Below are 13,870 nucleotides of genomic sequence, written 5' to 3'. Positions count from 1 at the left end.
CGGTGGCGCCGGCCGCCGCGGCGGTCTGCCAGGGCGCGGCCGGGGCGGGCAGTCCGGCGCCCTGCAGCGCGGCGGCCGCGCCGGGGCCGGCCACGCCGATCACTGCCAGCGCCGGGGTCAGGTCGGTCAGGCGCGCCTTGGCACGCAGCACGAACATGCCCAGGCGCTTCTGGATGGCGGCCTGGATGTCAGCCGACAACTGCAGGACGATGCCTTGCTCGTCGCGCCAGACCAGGAAGCTGGCGAGCAGGCGGCCCTTCGGCGAGCAATAGCCGGCCAGGCGCGCGGTGCCGGTGGCCAGGTCGTCGATGGCGTTGGTCAGCTGGGTATGCAGGAAACTGCCGGCGTCGTCGCCGGCAACCCGGATCAGGCCCAGTTGTGCGGGTCGGCAGACAACACCGCCCTGGCGCACGGCTTCGAACTGGGTAGCAAGGTCTGGGGCAGGGGAATTCATGGCAGGTATGGGCCGGTTAGGCTGGGCAAGTGGCGCGCGGGCGCGCCGGATGACGGGTGCGACATGCTGCGCACGCTCGTGGTGGCGCAAGGCTCCCGGTATTATATGGGCCTGTCGCCATTTCGGCCGGCGCGCCCGCCGTCCTTGCCGCGGGCCGCCGTTGTTGCCGCGGCGCGCGCGGGCGCACGGGGCGCCGCTATTTCCATCCCTACATGAAACGTATTTTCCTGCGACTGCTGATGGTCGCCGTGGTGTTTGCGATTGCCGCCGCGGGCGCCTTGGCCTGGTGGGCCAACCGCCCGCTCGACCTGCCGGCCTCGCCGGTCGAGGTGGTGATCAAGCCCAATTCCAGCGTGGCCAGCGTGGGCCGCCAGATCCAGCGCGGCGGCGTGCCGGTGGATCCGCGCCTGTTTGCCCTGCTGGTGCGGCTGAGCGGACACGGCGGGGATCTCAAGGCCGGTGGCTACGAGTTCGAGACCGGCGCCACGCCGCTGTCGATGATCGGCAAGATCGCCCGCGGCGAGGTCACGCACTATGTGCTGACCGTGATCGAAGGGTGGGAATTCCGCAAGATGCGTGCCGCCGTGGATGCCCACGCGGCGCTCAGGCACGACAGTCGCGGCCTGTCCGACGCCGAGCTGATGAAGGCCATTGGCGCGCCTGAGCCGGCGCCGGAAGGCATGTTCTTCCCGGATACCTATCTGTTCGCCCGCGGCAGCAGCGACCTGGAACTGTATCGCCACGCCTACCGCGCCATGCAGCGGCGCCTGACCGATGCCTGGAACGCCCGTGCGCCGGACCTGCCGTACAAGACGCCATACGAGGCCCTGGTCATGGCCTCCATCGTGGAGAAGGAAACCGGCCAGCCCGGCGAGCGCGCCATGATCGCCGCCGTGTTCGTCAACCGCCTCAGGAAGGGCATGATGCTGCAGACCGATCCCACCGTGATCTACGGCATGGGCGAAGCCTTCGACGGCAATATCCGCAAGCGCGATCTGCAGACCGACACCCCGTACAATACCTACACGCGTACCGGCCTGCCGCCCACCCCGATCGCCTTGCCCGGGCTGGCTTCGCTGGCCGCCGCCACCGCGCCGGCGCCGTCCGATGCGCTGTATTTCGTGGCGCGCGGCGACGGCAGCAGCCATTTCTCCAACTCGCTTCCCGAACACAACCGCGCGGTCGACAAGTACCAGCGCGGCAAATAAGTCTCTCCCCATGCGCGGAAAATTCATCACATTCGAAGGCATCGACGGTGCCGGCAAGAGCACCCACATTGAGTGGGTGGCCGAGCGCCTGCGCGCGCGCCTGGCCGGCGGCGCAGCCGTGGTCACCACGCGCGAGCCCGGCGGMACGCCACTGGGCGAGGACCTGCGGCAGATCCTCCTGCACCGCAAGATGCACCTGGAAACCGAGGCCCTGCTGATGTTTGCCTCGCGCCGCGAGCACATCGCGGAAATCATCGAACCTGCGCTGGCGCGTGGCGACTGGGTCGTCTCCGACCGCTTCACCGACGCCACCTTCGCCTATCAGGGCGGGGGCAGGGGCCTGCCGCGTGCCCGCCTCGAGGTCCTCGAGACCTGGGTGCAGGACGGCCTGCAGCCCGACCTGACCCTGCTGTTCGACGTGCCGCTGGAAACTGCCAGCGCACGCCTGGCCGGCGCCCGCGAACCCGACAAGTTCGAGGCCGAGTCGCGCGCCTTCTTCGAGCGCACACGCCAGGAATACCTGCGGCGAGCGGCGGAAGCGCCGCAGCGTTTCCGCGTGATCGACGCCACGCGGACCATTGCCGAGATTCAGGCGGAACTTGAAAACATTCTCGCAACGCTTTGATTCAGTGGCACTATCATGCCTTGCTGATATCGCAAGAAGCTGATGAAGTCCTTCACCTAACTCCCTGATTCGCATGCTTTATCCCTGGCAGACAGAAGACTGGCAACGGCTGACCGGCTTGCGCGAGCGGCTCCCGCATGCGCTGCTCATCCACGGCCAGCAAGGCATCGGCAAGCGCGACCTGGCGCTGCATTTCGCCCAGGGGCTGCTGTGCGACACGCCGCGCGCCGACGGCCAGCCGTGYGGCAGCTGCGCGGCCTGCCACTGGTTCAGCCAGGGCAACCACCCGGATTTCACCGTGGTGCGCCCCGAGGCCATGGAAGCCGCGGGCGAAGCGGAAACGGACGACAGCGGCAAGAAGAAGGCGCCAAGCAAGGTCATCCGCATGGAGCAGGTGCGCGCCCTGATCGATACCGTGGGCATTGGCACCCACCGCGCCGGCCTGCGGCTGGTGGTGGTGTATCCGCTCGATGCCCTGCAGAACGAAGGCGCCAACGCCTTGCTGAARACGCTGGAAGAACCGCCGCCGTCGACCGTGTTCCTGCTGGTCACCGACCGGCTGGACCGCGTGTTGCCCACCATCCTGTCGCGCTGCCGCCAGTTCTCGGTGCAACGGCCGACGCCGGCCGAGGCCTTGTCCTGGCTGCGCGGGCAGGGCGTGGGCGACGCCGAGGCCCAACTCGCGCTGGCCGGCGGCTCGCCGCTGACCGCGCTGCACGCCGCCGAGGCCGAGGAACAGCCGCTGCAGCGCTGGCTGGTGGCGCAGCTCGGCGGGGGCGCCGGGTTCGATGTGCTGGGCGCGGCCGAGCACCTGCAGAAGATGCCAGTGCCCGCGGTGCTTGGCATCTTGCAGCGCTGGACGTACGATCTGCTGTCAGCATGCCTGGCGGCGGCACAGGCGCCGCRCTATTTCCCGCGCGAGCAGGCTGCGGTCGCGCGCTGCGCGCAAGCCACCGATGCGCATCGCCTGCAGGCCTTCCTGGCACGGCTGGCGAACCACCGCCGCAGCGAGAATCATCCGCTCGCCGCGCGGCTGGTGATGGAGGCGGTGTTTCTCGAGTACCGGCAGTTGTTTCGGTRGCTTGTTTCGGTAGCTGTTTCGGCAGTCGTATCGGCGTAGTCGTGTCGCTGCAATTGTCGCGCTGCAGTTGTCTCGCTGTCGTTGTCTTGCTGTAGTTGTCCAGGTCAGTCATTCCAATAAGGCCAAAAGGCCGCGGTTCGCAACAAGGGGTCAGTCATGAACACAGCAGCAGCAGGGGACCGGGGCCAAGGCGCTCCCGGCGCCGCAGGCTTGGGCGCGGCGCCGGCCGGCGCGATAGGCGCGATAGGCGCGCCGACGGTGCCGGGCGCCGCGCCGGGCGCGGCGTCGCGGCCGAACGTGCTTTCGCTCTCCATCAAGGACCAGGCGGGGCTCTACGCCGCCTATATGCCGTTCCTGCAGCGCGGCGGCGTCTTCGTGCCGAGCAACCGGCCGTTCCGGCTCGGCGAGCAGGTATTCCTCGTACTGTCRCTGCTGGACCGGCCGCAGAAATACCAGATCGCGGGCCAGGTGGCCTGGATCACGCCGGTGGGCACGCCCAACAAGACGCCCGGTATCGGCATCCACCTGCCGGACGACGACAACGGCCGCAACCTGCGCCGCGCGGTGGAAGAGATCCTGGGCAAGGCCATGGAGTCCGGCCGGCCCACGCAGACGCTGTAGGCGACCGCGCCGGCATGTCAGGTGAAACATTGGCTTTCGCGTCCATGGCATTGATTTCAAGACGTTAAAGAAGAAGCAAGAGCAACGAGCATGAGTAATATCGCTTTCACGATTCGAAACGCGGAGCCGCAGGACCTGCCCGGCATCGTGGCCATCTACAACAGCACGGTCGCCTCGCGCATGGTCACGGCCGACACCGAGCCGGTCACGGTGGCATCGCGCCAGGACTGGTTCGATGCCCATCCGCCCGAGCGCCGCCCGCTGTGGGTTGCGCAGGACAGCGCAGGGCGCATGGCCGGCTGGCTCAGCTTCTCCGATTTCTACGGCCGCCCGGCCTACGGCGCCACCGCCGAGGTTTCCATCTACCTGGATGCCGACCGGCGCGGACAGGGCCTGGGCCGGCACCTGCTGGAGAAGGCCATCGGCCATGCCCCGCAGATCGGCGTGCACACCTTGCTCGGCTTCATCTTCGGCCACAACGAGCCCAGCCTGGGCCTGTTCGCCTCGCTGGGTTTCGAACGCTGGGGCAACCTGCCGCGCGTGGCCGTGCTCGACGGCGTGGAGCGCGACCTGGTCATCCTGGGCCGGCACCTGACCAAGCCGGCAGCCTAGGCAAGGCGCGAGGCGGAGCGCTTGCCGCCTCGCCTCGCGCGCGCATCGGCCGCGCTTTTCGCGCTTTCGGCTCCTTCCGCTGCTTCCGCTCCGGCGGCACCGGATGCCGCGCCGCCCGGCGCGCCGGACTCGAGCGCCGCGAGCAAGCCCAGCACGGCGGGGGCCTGTTCGTCGTCGCGCCAGATGCCGTGCAGCTCGGAGCGCCGCCCCTCCTTCGCCAGCGGCCGGCAGGCCAGGTTGGGCAGCTGCATCAGCTGCACGGATTCCGGCACCAGCGAAACACCGAAGTTCTGCGCCACCAGCGTGGCGATCGTCAGCATATGGCGCACCTCGTGCCGGATGCATGGCGTGAATCCCGCGCGCATGCACAGCGCAACGATCTTGTCGTAATACTCCGGGGCGAAATGGCGCGGGAACAGGATGAAGTCTTCCTGTCGCAATTGCCTCAGGTCGACCGCTGCATGCCCGGCCAGTACATGGCGCGAGGGCAGCAGGCAGATAAAGCGTTCGGTGTGCAGCACCCGTGCCGACAGTCCGGCCGGAATGACGCGCGGATGGGCGATGGCGATATCGATCTGCCCTCGCTGCAGCACGTCGATCTGCTCGAAGCTGTTCAGCTCGTGCACTACCACCTCGACCCCGGGCCGCGCCGTGGCAAACGCGCGCATTGCGGCGGCCAGCCGGGTCAGCAGGGCGGAACCCACGAGGCCCACGTGCACCGTGCCGGTCTCGCCCTTGGCGGCCCGGCCCGCCAGGCCCTGCGCATCGCGCGCCAGGGCCAGGATCTTGAGCGCCTCCTGGTACATGACCTTGCCCGCCGGGGTCAGCGCCACCTCCCGTGTGCTGCGTCGCAGCAACTCGAAACCCAGTGATGTTTCCAACTGCCGGATATTGAAGCTCAGCGGCGGCTGCGAGATCGAAAGGCGTTCCGCCGCCCGTCCGAAGTGCAGTTCTTCCGCGACCGCAACGAAGTAACGCAGCTGCCTGAGGTCCATGGGTGCCCGGTAGATTGATTCAATATCAATATAAATAGCGCAAAAAACGATATTGGACTAGATAACTCGCGACGCCGAGAATGATTTTCAGCCTGGCCGCCGCAGCCGTCCCCCGCGGCACTCGCGGCGCATGGCACAAAAAAAGAACCGAGGAGACCGCCATGAAGCTGAAGATCTTTGCCGTTCTGCTTTCCGTCCCCCTGCTGGTCGCCAGCGCCGCCGCCAGGGCCCAGGCTCAGCCATATCCGAGCCAGCCCATCCGCATCGTCGTGCCCTACGCGCCAGGCGGCATGACCGACGTGGTGGCGCGCGTGATCGCGCAGCGGCTCGGCGTGCGCCTGGGCCGCCCGGTGGTGGTGGAGAACCGTCCCGGCGCGGCCACCATCGTCGGCGCCGAAGTGGTGGCCGGCGCCAGCCCGGACGGCTACACGCTGCTGGCGGCCACCAATACCACGCTGACCATCAACCCCTGGCTCTATCCCAGGCTGCCCTACGATCCGCTCAAGAGCTTCGCCCCGATCGCCCTGGTCGCCAGCGCACCGAGCGTGATCGTGGTGAATCCCGGCGTGGCGGCCAGGACCGTCGGCGAGGTCGTGCAGCTGTCGCGGGCCAGGCCGGGCAGCCTGAGCTACGCCTCGTACGGCAACGGCTCGAGCGCGCACCTGGCCGGCGAGATGCTCAAGGCGCGCACCGGCATCGACCTGCTCCACGTGCCGTACAAGGGCAGCGCGCCCGCCAAGGCCGCGGTCATGGCCGGCGAAGTGTCGATGACCTTCGAACCGGCCTTTACCGGCTTGCCGCAGATCGCCGCCGGCAAGCTGCGTGCGCTTGCCGTGATGAATGCCAGCCGCTCCGCCGTGCTGCCCGACGTGCCGACCACCGCCGAGCTGGGCTATGGCGGCATCGAGATGTCGGCCTGGGTGGGGCTGGTGGCGCCGGCCGCCACGCCGCCCGCCGTGGTCCAGACGCTGGCCGGCGAGATCGAAGCCATCATGGCCGACCCTGCCGTGCGGCAGACCCTGCTGCGCAGCGGCGCCGAACCGCTGGGCTACTACCGCGAGGCCTTCGGCACGTACATCCGCGACGAGACGGCGCGCTACGGCAAGGTCATCGCCACCGCGCACATCCGCGCCGAATAAGAAACGCAATCCGAGGCGAATCACAGGAGACAAGCCAGCATGCACAAGCCGCTATCCCATATCCGCGTGCTCGRCCTGACCAGGGTGCTGGCCGGGCCCTGGTGCACCCAGAACCTGGCCGACCTCGGCGCCGAGGTCATCAAGGTGGAGCGGCCCGGCGAGGGCGACGAAACGCGCGGCTGGGGGCCGCCGTGGATCCCGGCCGGGGCGGGGCAGGAGCGGCGCGATTCCACGTACTACGCGTCGGCCAACCGCGGCAAGAAGTCGGTCACGGTGGATTTTTCCAGCCCGGAGGGCCAGGCCGTGGTGCGGCGCCTGGTGGCCACCTGCGACGTGCTGGTGGAGAACTACAAGGTGGGCACGCTGGCCCGCTACGGGCTGGGCTACGAAGACCTGCGCGCGGACCACCCCGCGCTGGTCTATTGCTCGGTCACCGGCTATGGGCAGACCGGGCCGTACCGGCACCGTCCGGGCTACGACTTCGTGTTCCAGGGCATGAGCGGGCTGATGAGCCTGACCGGCGCGCCCGACGAGGCCTGCGGGCACTGCGAAGGCGGCGGCCCGCAGAAGTTCGGCGTGGCGGTGGCCGACTTGGCCACCGGGCTGTACGCCAGCCTGGCGATCACGGCAGCGCTGGCGTGGCGCGAGCGCGGTGGCCTGGGCCAGCATATCGACATGGCCTTGCTCGACTGCGCGCTCGCGCTCGGCAGCAACCAGGCCGTGGGCTACCTGACGACCGGCAAGGTGCCGCGCCGCTACGGCAATGCGCATCCCAACGCGGCGCCTTACCAGGTCTTTTCCAGCAGCGATGGCAAGCTGATCGTGGCAGTCGGCAACGACAGCCAGTTCGCCGCCTACTGCGCGGTGCTGGGCAGGCCCGAGCTGGCCGCCGACGACCGCTTCGCCCGCGTCAGCGGCCGGCTGGTCAACCGCGAGGTGCTGCTGCCCCTGCTGGCCGGTGTCATGCGCACCGACACCACCGCGGCCTGGCTCGCGCGCCTGGAGGCGGCCGGCGTGCCGTGCGGGCCGATCAACGATTTCGCGCAGGCCTACGATGACCCGCAGGTCCGCGAGCGCGGCGTGCGGGTGGACCTGCCGCTGGCTTTCGGCGGCACCTGTCCCAGCGTGGCCAGTCCGATGCGCTTCTCCGCCACGCCGCTGGACCACCGCGTGGGGCCGCCCATGCTCGGCGAGCACACCGACGCGGTGCTGGCCGAATGCCTCGGCATGGGCGCGCACGAGCTTGCGCGCCTGCGCGGCGCCGGCGTGATCTGAAGCGCGCCGCGCCGGACCCGCCGATCCCTGAATCCTTTTTCTTGCCGGAGACCCCGATGCCGTTCCAAGCCCGCTACGCCGAATTCACCAGTCCGCGCCCGGCCGATGCCGGAACCAGTTCCCGCCACCTGGCGCCCGACTGCGCCGGCCTGGATTTCCTGGCGCTCGATCGCGGCCTGCAGGACCTGCTCGCGCTATACCTGCCGGGCGCCGAGCACCGGCACCTGCTGCCGCATTTCCAGCGCATGGGCCAGTTGGCCGGCGGGCGCCTGAACACGTTGGCCAGCGTGGCCGACAAGCACGGTCCGGTACTGCACGCGCGCACGCGCTGGGGCGAGGATCACGACTGGATCGAATACCACCCGGCCTATCAGGAGATGGAGCACATCGCCTTCGGCGATTTCCAGTTCCACGCCATGAGCCACCGCGCCGGCGTGCTGGGCTGGGACGCGCCGCTGTCGCCGGTGGCGAAGTATGCCTTCCAGTACCTCTTCGTCCAGTCCGAGTTCGGCCAGATGTGCCCCATCAGCGTGACCGACACTTCGGTCCACCTGATCCGCAAGTTCGGCAGCCCGGCGCTGCAGCAGCAGTTGCTGCCGCGCATGCTGGCGGCCGATCCGGCGGCACTGTGGAAGGGCACGCAGTTCATGACCGAGAAGGCCGGCGGCTCGGACGTGGGCGCCATCGAGACGGTGGCCCGCGAGGAGGGCGGCCACTGGCGGCTGTACGGCGAGAAGTGGTTCTGCTCGCATGCCGACGCGGACGTGGTCCTGCTGCTGGCGCGGCCCGAAGGCGCGCCGGCCGGCACGCGCGGACTGGGGCTGTTCGCCCTGCCGCGCCGGCTGGAGGACGGCAGCCGCAACGCCTATCGCATCGTGCGCCTCAAGGACAAGCTGGGCACCCGCTCGATGGCCAGCGGCGAGGTCAGGCTCGAAGGCGCGCTGGCCTATCCGGTCGGCGCGCTCGACCAGGGCCTCAAGCAGATGATGGAGCAGGTCAACCTGTCGCGCCTGTCGCACGCGGTGCGCGCCGCCGCCATGATGCGCCGCTGCCTGAACGAGGCGTTGCAGGCGGCGCGGCACCGCAGCGCGTTCGGGCGCGAGGTGATCGGGCATCCGCTGCTGCGCCGCCAACTACTCAAGCTGATGGTGCCTGCCGAAGCCGCCTTGTCGATGTCCATGGCCACCGCCGACGCCATGCGGCGTGCCGGCGAGGGCGACGCCACCGCGCACCAGGCGGTGCGGTTGCTGACGCCGCTGATCAAGCTGCGCGCCTGCCGCGACAATATCGCGGTGGCCACCGGCGCGATGGAGGTGCGCGGCGGCAACGGCTATATCGAGGATTTCGTCAACGCGCGGCTGGTGCGCGATGCCCATATCGGCGTGCTGTGGGAGGGCACCAGCAATATCAACGCGCTGGACGCCATCCGTCGCGCCGTGGGCAAGGAGCGCGCGCACCGCGCGCTGCAGACATTGCTGGTGGCGCGCCTGGAACAAGCCGAGATGCCCGCGCCGCTGCGGCAGGCCTTGTGGCAGGCCTGGCAGCGCGCCGCCGCGCTGGCCGAGGCGGTGGCTGCCGCAGACGCGCACGAGGCCGATACCCGGCGCGCCGCCAGCGCGCTCTATTACGCCAGTGCTGCCATCCTGATGGCCTGGGAAGGCGGCCAGCCAGGCACCGATGCGCGCCGGCTGCTGCTGGCCCACGCGCTGCTGCGGCACCGCCTGCAGCCGGCGGATCCGCTGGCCGCCCCGGGCGCGGCCGGGGCGGCGGGCGAGTCCGCCTGCGGCGACCTGCTGCTGGGGAGCGCGCCGGTCACGCCCGCGCAAGCCAGCGCCGCCATCGCGCTGGCCGTCTGAGGCGGGACGCCCGGCAGCGGGCTGCCGGGATGCGACCGGATACAATGTCAGGTGGCGCCGCCCCAGGCCGAATGGCGGCGCCGATTTCCGGATACCGTCCCCATGTTTGTCGATTCCCACTGCCATCTAGATTTCCCCGACCTGGTCGCGCGCCTGCCCGAACTGCTGGACAATATGCGGGCCAACCAGGTCACGCATGCGCTGTGCATCTCGGTCACGCTGGAAGATTTCCCGAAGGTGCTGGCGCTGGCCGAGCAGCACCCGCATCTCTATGCCTCGGTCGGCGTGCATCCCGACTACGAAGAGGGCGAAGATCCCACTCTCGAGCGCCTGCTGGCGCTTTCCGCGCATCCGCGCGTGGTCGGCACCGGTGAAACCGGGCTTGACTACTACCGTCTCAACGGCCGCAGCATCGCCGACATGGAGTGGCAGCGCGAGCGTTTCCGCACGCATATCCGTGCCGCGCGCCAGACCGGCAAGCCACTCATCATCCATACACGCTCTTCCGCGGACGACACGCTGCGCCTGATGCGCGAGGAAGACGCGGGCGCCGTCGGCGGCGTGATGCACTGCTTTACCGAAACCTGGGAGATCGCGCGGCAAGCGCTGGACGAGGGCTTCCATGTCTCGTTCTCCGGCATCGTGACCTTCAAGAACGCGGTGGAGTTGCAGGAAACCGCGCGCAAGGTGCCGCTGGACCGCATGCTGATCGAGACCGATTCGCCCTACCTGGCGCCGGTGCCGTACCGCGGCAAGACCAACCAGCCCGCCTGGGTGCGCCATGTGGGCGAGTTCATCGCCAATCTGCGCGGCATGCCGGTGGAAGCACTGGCGGAACAAACCACGGAAAACTTCTTCCGTCTTTTCAAGCATATAGACAGGAATGCTCATGCTTAACATGAAATACATCCGGTGCCTGGCCGCTGCCGCCGTCCTGCTGGCGGGCAATGCGGCATGGGCGGCACCGGTGGACGACCTGCGCAAGGCGGTCGAGTTCGACGACGCCAATACCGCACAGAAACTGCTGGCGCGCGGGGTCGGTCCCAACCTGGTCGATGCCAAGGGCAATCCGATGCTGGTGGTGGCCCTGCGCGAGAAGTCGCTGAAGGTGGCGGCGGTGCTGATCCGCGCCAAGAACATCGATTTCGACAAGGCCAACGCCGCCGGCGAGACCCCGCTGATGATGGCCAGCCTGCAGAACGAGTTCGACATGGTCAAGCTGATGGTCGACCAGATGGAGGTCGAGATCAACAAGACCGGCTGGACGCCGCTGCACTACGCGGCAACCAACGGCAACAACGAGATCGTCAAATACCTGGTCGACCACGCGGCCTATATCGATGCCGAAAGCCCCAACGGCAGCACGCCGCTGATGATGGCGGCACGCGGCGGCCATATCGAGACGGTGAAGCTGCTGCTGGACGAGGGGGCGGACATGCGCCTGCGCAACCAGCAGGGCATGACGGTGATCGATTTCGCCGAGCGCTATCACCAGGCGGAGATCGCCAGCGGGCTGAAGGCGCGCTGGCAGAAGCTGTATCCGCAGACGCCGATGGGCGCCCAGGCGCCGCAGAAGGGCTGGAACTGAGGGGCTGGGACTAAGGGGCTGGAACCGAGCGCCGGCCTCCGGTTGCCCGGCCTATGCGTCGTCGGCCAGCCGGACGCCGGTGAATTGCCAGCGCTGGTGCGGGTAGAAGAAATTGCGGTAGCTCGCGCGGATATGCGATTCCGGCGTCACGCATGAGCCGCCGCGCAGCACCATCTGGCTGCACATGAACTTGCCGTTGTACTCCCCGACCGCGCCGGCGCTCGGCCGGAAGCCCGGATAGGGCTGGAAGCCGCTGGCGGTCCATTCCCACACGTCGCCGAACATCTGGCGCAATGCCCCGGCCGTGTTCTGGCGGTCAGGCAGCGGGCGCAGCACGCGGCCTTCGACAAAGTTGCCGGTGGCCGGCAGGTTGCGCGCGGCGTGCTCCCATTCGGCTTCGGTCGGCAGGCGCCGCTCGGCCCAGCGCGCGAAGGCGTCGGCCTCGTAGAAGCTGATATGCGTGACGGGGCTGTCCGGGTCCACCGGCTGCATGCCGCGCAGGCTCATCTGCCACCATGTGCCTTCCCGTTCTTCCCAGTACAGGGGCGCTTCGATCCCCTGTTCGGTCACCCAGCGCCAGCCGTCGGACAGCCACAGCCCGGCGGTGCGGTAGGCGCCGTCTTCGATGAACTCGAACCATTGCCGGTTGCAGACCGGATGTGAGCACAGCTGGTAGGGCTGCAGCAGCACGTTGTGGCGCGGTCCCTCGCAATCGAAGGCGAAGCCGTCTGCGTCATGGCCGATGGCGACCACGCCGCCGGCAAAGCGGATCCACTCCGCCGCCGGCCGCGGATCGGCGATCACCGGCGCCAGCAGTTCGGGGGCAAAGGCCGGCTTGAGCGGGTTCTGCGCGAACAGGTGCAGGATGTCCGTCAACAGCAGTTCCTGGTGCTGTTGTTCGTGGTTCAGGCCAAGCTCGATCAGGGCCGCCTCGGCATCGGTCTGCGCATGCATCAGCAGGCCGAGCATGGCCTCGTCGACCGCCTCGCGATAGGCCAGCACCTCGTCCAGCGAGGGCCGCGTCAGCAGGCCGCGGCGCGGCCGGGGATGGCGCGCGCCGACCGCTTCGTAGTAGGAGTTGAAGAGATACCGGTAGCGTTCGTCGACGGGCTCATAGTCGGGGATGCGGGCCGCCAGCACGAATTCCTCGAAGAACCAGGTGGTATGCGCCAGATGCCATTTGGCCGGGCTGGCGTCGTCCATCGACTGCACGGTGGCGTCGGCGTCGGTCAGGTCGGCCACCATCGCCTCTGTCGCTTCGCGCACATGGCGATACCGTCCGAGCAGGGCGGGTTCGTGCGGAGGATGCAGGGCGCTGGCAGGCAGCAGGGCAGAAGACATGCGGGCTCCCGGATCGGACTTGGCATCTGCCGCGGGTGCCGCTCGCGCAAGCGGTCGGCCGTGGCGTGTGGGTGAGGCAGGTCAATGCCCGGGCCGAGCTGCGTGGCGCTGCGAGCGTGTCCCTGGAAGGATCCGCACGCGAACGGCGTGCGTCCGGAACCATGATAGACCCGATCGCGCAGCGGGCATAGCCGGCGCGTGCCTACTAAAGAGGGGGAAGCGCAGCAGCTGACACGGCGGCGGGATCGGCGCGATCGGCGGGACAGGGCTGGCCGAACAGGCCGGTGATCACTTGCCCCACCTCGGCCTGCATCGCCGCGACGGCGCCGGCGCTGCCGGACAGATGGGCCAGCAGGCATTGCTGGAACAGGCCGTCGAGCACGGCATAGGCCGCCGCCGGCGACAGGCTGGCCGGCGTGCCGGAGAGCGCCGAAAAGCGGCTGACGATGCGCCAGGTCATGTCCTGCAGGCTCTTGTCGATCTCCGCCACGTCCGCCCTGAACGCTTGCTCGAACAGTGACTGGGCGCGCAGGTCGTACCAGAGCCGGTGCATATGGGCTTCGTCGCGCAAGGTGCTGCCGAGGATCTCCAGGAAGCCTGCCATGAGGCCGCCGTAGCTGCTTGCTTCGGCCAGCACGCGATCATAGCGCGTGACGCAGCGGGCCTTGTACTGGCGCACGCTGCAGACGATCAGGTCGGTCTTGTCGTTGAAGTAGTAATGCAGCACGCCATGCGAGAACTCCGAGTTCTGCGCGATCTCGCGCAGGCTCGTGCGTGCGTAGCCCAGCGTGGCCAGGGTTGCCAGGGCGGCTTCACCCAGTTCGGCACGGCGTTCGGCGAACTTGTCGATGCGCTTGCGCGGCACGCGCTGCGCGCTTTTTTCCTGTGTGGACGGCATGGTCTGATGCTTGCCCGGCAAAGTGTTCACGAAGCATAGCACGGCGCTTTTCGGCATTACGTACTGCACAGCAAAAAACTTGACACTTGACCAATAAAAACTTGACGAGTGTCAAGACGATTTCTAGCATGAAGTCTCCATCCGCAATCAAAAAACCAGACAGGAGACAGCGATGGC

14 protein-coding genes are annotated in these 13,870 nt (G+C 68.5%); 10 read left to right on the top strand and 4 right to left on the bottom strand.

What is annotated here, in order from left to right:
- A partial coding sequence (locus AC1DO7_RS32835; RefSeq protein ID WP_477117041.1) for a YgfZ/GcvT domain-containing protein occupies positions 1–454 on the bottom strand: 454 nt, incomplete at its 3' end.
- A gap of 212 nt (positions 455–666) precedes the next feature.
- Between AC1DO7_RS32835 and mltG the strand changes: the two genes are divergently transcribed.
- From mltG to AC1DO7_RS32810, 5 genes are all read left to right on the top strand, one after another.
- The gene (gene mltG, locus AC1DO7_RS32830) at positions 667–1,662 is read left to right on the top strand and encodes an endolytic transglycosylase MltG (RefSeq protein ID WP_441643510.1); all 996 of its coding nucleotides are present in this window, start codon (positions 667–669) and stop codon (positions 1,660–1,662) included.
- Between the two features lie 10 nt (positions 1,663–1,672).
- A complete protein-coding gene (gene tmk, locus AC1DO7_RS32825; protein ID WP_441615547.1) occupies positions 1,673–2,287 on the top strand; it encodes a dTMP kinase in 615 nt (204 codons plus the stop codon).
- Between the two features lie 73 nt (positions 2,288–2,360).
- Positions 2,361–3,407, top strand: coding sequence for a DNA polymerase III subunit delta' (locus AC1DO7_RS32820; protein ID WP_477117040.1), 1,047 nt, complete (start codon positions 2,361–2,363; stop codon positions 3,405–3,407).
- Positions 3,408–3,524: 117 nt separating this feature from the next.
- Positions 3,525–3,989 (top strand): PilZ domain-containing protein, encoded by a 465-nt coding sequence (locus AC1DO7_RS32815; RefSeq protein ID WP_441615551.1) that lies wholly within the window; start codon positions 3,525–3,527, stop codon positions 3,987–3,989.
- A 90-nt stretch (positions 3,990–4,079) separates the two neighbouring features.
- The gene (locus AC1DO7_RS32810; RefSeq protein ID WP_441615553.1) at positions 4,080–4,601 is read left to right on the top strand and encodes a GNAT family N-acetyltransferase; all 522 of its coding nucleotides are present in this window, start codon (positions 4,080–4,082) and stop codon (positions 4,599–4,601) included.
- On the opposite strand, the gene AC1DO7_RS32805 is transcribed toward AC1DO7_RS32810, so the two are convergent.
- Positions 4,598–5,596 carry a LysR family transcriptional regulator gene (locus AC1DO7_RS32805; protein WP_441615555.1) on the bottom strand — a complete coding sequence of 333 codons (999 nt, stop codon included), beginning with the start codon at positions 5,594–5,596 and terminating at the stop codon, positions 4,598–4,600. The two genes, AC1DO7_RS32810 and AC1DO7_RS32805, sit on opposite strands and share 4 nt — an antisense overlap.
- Positions 5,597–5,757: 161 nt before the next feature.
- Here AC1DO7_RS32805 and AC1DO7_RS32800 point away from each other — a divergent pair, with 161 nt between their 5' ends.
- The 5 genes from AC1DO7_RS32800 (at position 5,758) to AC1DO7_RS32780 (ending at position 11,454) form a co-directional block, all read left to right on the top strand.
- Complete coding sequence (locus AC1DO7_RS32800; RefSeq protein WP_441615557.1) at positions 5,758–6,735, top strand: tripartite tricarboxylate transporter substrate binding protein; 978 nt, start codon at positions 5,758–5,760, stop codon at positions 6,733–6,735.
- 39 nt (positions 6,736–6,774) lie between these two features.
- Positions 6,775–8,010, top strand: a complete 1,236-nt coding sequence (locus AC1DO7_RS32795) for a CaiB/BaiF CoA transferase family protein (RefSeq protein WP_477117039.1) — start codon at positions 6,775–6,777, stop codon at positions 8,008–8,010.
- Between the two features lie 56 nt (positions 8,011–8,066).
- Entirely contained in the window at positions 8,067–9,866 is a 1,800-nt protein-coding gene (locus tag AC1DO7_RS32790) for an acyl-CoA dehydrogenase family protein (RefSeq protein WP_441615560.1), read from the top strand.
- Between the two features lie 102 nt (positions 9,867–9,968).
- A complete protein-coding gene (locus AC1DO7_RS32785; RefSeq protein WP_441615562.1) occupies positions 9,969–10,763 on the top strand; it encodes a TatD family hydrolase in 795 nt (264 codons plus the stop codon).
- Positions 10,756–11,454 (top strand): ankyrin repeat domain-containing protein, encoded by a 699-nt coding sequence (locus AC1DO7_RS32780; RefSeq protein ID WP_441615564.1) that lies wholly within the window; start codon positions 10,756–10,758, stop codon positions 11,452–11,454. The genes AC1DO7_RS32785 and AC1DO7_RS32780 overlap by 8 nt, the downstream gene beginning before the upstream one ends.
- Before the next feature lie 51 nt (positions 11,455–11,505).
- Here the strand turns inward: AC1DO7_RS32780 and egtB are convergent, their stop codons facing one another.
- Positions 11,506–12,795 (bottom strand): ergothioneine biosynthesis protein EgtB, encoded by a 1,290-nt coding sequence (gene egtB / locus AC1DO7_RS32775; protein ID WP_441615566.1) that lies wholly within the window; start codon positions 12,793–12,795, stop codon positions 11,506–11,508.
- Between the two features lie 205 nt (positions 12,796–13,000).
- Positions 13,001–13,693 carry a TetR/AcrR family transcriptional regulator gene (locus tag AC1DO7_RS32770; protein WP_441615568.1) on the bottom strand — a complete coding sequence of 231 codons (693 nt, stop codon included), beginning with the start codon at positions 13,691–13,693 and terminating at the stop codon, positions 13,001–13,003.
- Between the last annotated feature and the right edge of the window lie 177 nt (positions 13,694–13,870).

It is taken from the genome of Cupriavidus sp. 05N40 (assembly GCF_056397305.1).
Note: the sequence above shows the minus strand (reverse complement) of the source record. Positions and strands in the feature narration are given on the sequence as shown.